This is a genomic window from Bacteroidales bacterium, assembly GCA_018334875.1.
GTDB lineage: Bacteria > Bacteroidota > Bacteroidia > Bacteroidales > UBA12077 > JAGXLC01.
Genome location: JAGXLC010000437.1, coordinates 1 through 3,343, shown reverse-complemented (window position 1 = coordinate 3,343; position 3,343 = coordinate 1). Strand labels below are relative to the sequence as shown.

The following is a 3,343-nucleotide window of genomic DNA, read 5'->3' as shown; positions in this document are numbered from 1 at the left end:
AACCATGAGTGGCAATTATTACCAATTTATATAATGCATCATATCCATCTACATCGATGGTGGGATCGCTTTCGGCATATCCCAGTTCCTGAGCCCTTTTCAGTGAAGAATCATAGGAATCATTGTCCTTGAACATCCGGGAAAGAATGTAATTGGATGACCCATTCAATATACCGGAGATGGATTTTAACAGGTCGTTGTCATAGTATTCTTCCAGATTTCTTATTACCGGTATGCTTCCACAGGCCGAGGCATCATAAAGCAAGGTTGAACCGGATTCCTCCTGTAACTGGATGAATTCTTCCAGGTGATGGGCTACCATTTTCTTATTGGCAGAAACTACACTTTTCCCTTTTTTTAACGCCCTTTTGACGATGTCATAGGCCTCCCTGTAATCATTGGTTAATTCAACAACAAGGTTTACTTCATCATCCTGGATAATGGTATCCGGATCATAGCAAAAGTACTCTTTTCCAATAGATCTTTCCTTTTCCGGGTCTTTCACACAAATGTGTTTGATATGGGTTTTGGTGATCTGGTTGTTTAAAAGGAGCTGATAAAGTCCTTCTCCTACCACGCCAAATCCGAAAAGTCCTATAATTGCTTCTTTCTTCATACTTTTTCCGCTTTTTTAAGGTTGTGTCTCAAAATTCTTGTCAGTTTTGATATTTCAATCAGAAAGCCATCATGCCCATATTTGGAGTCCACTTCAATATATCGGGCCCTGGGAATGTGATAAGCGATATATTTTTGTTCTTCCACAGGAAACAAAATATCCGTAGAGATCCCTATGACCAGGGCATTGGCTTTTATCCGGCCAAGCACTTTCTCCTCCGAATCTCTTTCTCTTGCTATATTATGTGTATCCAGAGCTTTAGTAAGCTTATAATAAGAGAACGCATTGAAACGTCTGGCCAGTTTTTCTCCCTGATACTGCTGGTAGGAGATGGCTTTATAATTATCCAGCTTTTCATTGTCCTCTTCGCTCTGGGTCATTACATATGTCTGATAATTCCGGTAGCTCAGGAGCGCTATGGAGCGGGCTACTTTCATGCCGTTTATGCCTGCCGTTTCTTTCTTTTCCTGATAAGAAGGATCTGCATCAATCGCCATCCGTTGTGATTCATTGAAGGCTATGGCCCAGGGAGATGCTTTTGCACTGCTGGCTATTAAAACCAGGTTCACAAAAAGGCCGGGATTCATAATGCTCCACTCCAGGGCCTGGAAACCACCTATAGAGCCACCGGTCACCACAAATATCTTATTGATATCCAAATGCTCCCTCAGCAATTCGTGGGCCCTCACCATATCCCTTACAGTGACTTCGGGGAAGTCGTGATACCAGGGAGTATTGGTTTCGGGATTGATAGATAAAGGTCCGGTAGTACCATAACACGAACCCAAAATGTTGGCACAGATAATGAAATGATGGCGGGGATCAAATATTTTCCCTTCACCCACCATGCCACCCCACCATTCGGATACATCCGAATTGGCGGTAAAGGCATGACAAACCCAAACCACATTATCCCTGGCGGAATTGAGGGTACCCAAAGTATGGTAGGTAATGGTTAAGGAAGATAATTCCTCTCCTTTTTCCAGTTTAAAAGGTTTATCGTAATAATATACCTGTTTTTCCATTACAAGCCAATATTTTTAAATGCCTGTCTAAAATCTTCTATAATGTCTTCTATATCTTCTATACCAACAGACACCCTAAGCAGTGAAGGGGTTACACCAGCCGCCGCCTGTTCTTCCTCGGACAATTGCTGATGGGTTGAGGCTGAGGGCTGAATAATCAGTGTTTTGGCATCTCCGACATTGGCTAAATGGCTTACCAGTTGAAGGCTCTCAACAAATTGCCTGGTTTGATCCTTAGTACCGTCAATTTCAAAGGACAATACACCTCCATACCCATGTTCCAGGTATTTATTGGCCAGATCGTGGTTGAGATCCTCAGGGAGCCCGGGATAATATACAGCCTTAACAGCGGGATGGTTCTGTAACCATTGAGCCAGTTCCAACGTATTGTCCACATGCTTTTGCACCCGCAGGGAAAGGGTCTCCAACCCCTGTAAAAGCAAGAATGCATTAAACGGACTTAAGGCAGGACCAAAATCCCTCAATCCCTCAACCCTGGCACGCATAATATAAGCCAGTTCACCGAAAGATTCATAAAAACGAATGCCATGATAACCTTCGGATTCTTCCGTAAATTGAGGGAATTTCCCGTTACCCCAGTCATAATTCCCGGTATCCACGATTACTCCTCCCATAGTAGTTCCGTGCCCGCCAATCCACTTGGTGGCGGAATTCACTACCACACTGGCACCGTAGTCTGCCGGGCGGCAGAGGTAACCTGCAGCACCAAAAGTATTATCCACTATCAATGGTATATTATATTTTTTACTTAATTCTGCAAATTTTTCAAAATCGGGAATATTAAAACTTGGATTCCCTATGGTTTCCAGGTAAATAAACCGGGTATTTTCATCCATCAATTTTTCAAAATCTTCAGGATTCAGGGTTTCGGAAAATCGAACTTCTATCCCCAACCGTTTGAAAGAAACCTTGAACTGATTAAAACTCCCACCATACAGAAAAGGAGAGGATACAAAGTGATCGCCGTTCTGCAGCAAATTATTCAAAGCAATGAATTGGGCAGAATGCCCGGATGCTGTTGCGAGTCCGGCAATTCCTCCTTCCAGCGCGGCCATCCGTTTTTCCAGTACATCCGTTGTAGGATTCATTATGCGCGTATAAATGTTGCCTTCTTCCTGTAAAGCAAACAGATTGGCTACATGATCCGAATCTTTAAACTGGTATGATGTGGTTTGATATATGGGTACGGCCCTGGAAAGGGTTTCCCTGTCGATTTGCTGACCAGCGTGTACCTGTAATGTGTTGAATTTATAATTTTGTTTATGCATAAAAATGATATTTTTTGGTTACAAGTTTATTTATTATTACCTGTCAATACAGTAGGGTCCGGCGCATTCACAAAAAATTCCTCGTGTATGGCCTTTACCGTTTCGGCTTTACGGGAATTGTTAACGATAAAATAGGCTGCCACATGGCTTGCTCCGAAAGAGATCATCTCAATATTGATCCCTTTTTCGGCCACCGATTTAAACGTTTTTGCGGCAATTCCATATTGCGTGGTAAGGCCCTCTCCTACAACTGCTACAACAGAAATCTCAGATATTGCAGATATAATTTCTATTCCTTTTACTTCTGCATTTCTTATTAAAGTTTCTGCCCGCGTAAGATCATTTATATCCAACAGAATATTGATCGCTATCTGCGAGGTGATCACAGATTTAATATTGATATTTGCCTGATC

At 42.4% G+C, this 3,343-nt stretch carries 4 protein-coding genes; all 4 read right to left on the bottom strand.

From position 1 onward, the window contains the following. On the bottom strand, window positions 1-616 hold a 616-nt coding region (locus tag KGY70_19445; protein ID MBS3777378.1), incomplete at its 3' end, for a homoserine dehydrogenase. Then, window positions 613-1,641 (bottom strand): homoserine O-acetyltransferase, encoded by a 1,029-nt coding sequence (metX, locus tag KGY70_19440; GenBank protein MBS3777377.1) that lies wholly within the window; start codon window positions 1,639-1,641, stop codon window positions 613-615. The genes KGY70_19445 and metX, both read right to left, overlap by 4 nt. Beyond that, window positions 1,641-2,930 (bottom strand): aminotransferase class I/II-fold pyridoxal phosphate-dependent enzyme, encoded by a 1,290-nt coding sequence (locus tag KGY70_19435; GenBank protein MBS3777376.1) that lies wholly within the window; start codon window positions 2,928-2,930, stop codon window positions 1,641-1,643. Before KGY70_19435 ends, metX begins: the two co-directional genes overlap by 1 nt. 26 nt (window positions 2,931-2,956) lie before the next feature. Next, window positions 2,957-3,343 (bottom strand): ACT domain-containing protein (locus KGY70_19430; GenBank protein ID MBS3777375.1); only part of this gene is annotated, 387 nt, incomplete at its 5' end.